Below are 206 nucleotides of genomic sequence, written 5' to 3'. Positions count from 1 at the left end.
ACCGCCATTAGACTTCACCCCAGATTCCTTCGGGTTTGACAAGCAGGACGCCGATCAGGATGACGAATGCGATCGCCACCCTGTATGTTGACGAGCCGGGTATCAGGTAAACGCCGACGTCCATGCTGAGTCCGATGATCATCGCACCCGCGACGGCGCCGTACGGGGAAGAGATCCAGCCGAGGATCACGGCCGCGAATATGACC

Annotated in this window: 1 pseudogene; it reads right to left on the bottom strand. The window is 59.2% G+C overall.

Annotated features, from left to right (window positions below):
• Positions 1–7: 7 nt before the first annotated feature.
• A pseudogene (locus tag EXE42_RS18425) lies at positions 8–206 on the bottom strand (branched-chain amino acid ABC transporter permease); the annotation flags it as partial.

It is taken from the genome of Halorubrum sp. SP3 (assembly GCF_005435195.1).
GTDB lineage: Archaea > Halobacteriota > Halobacteria > Halobacteriales > Haloferacaceae > Halorubrum > Halorubrum sodomense.
This window is presented reverse-complemented; position numbering and strand designations above follow the sequence as displayed.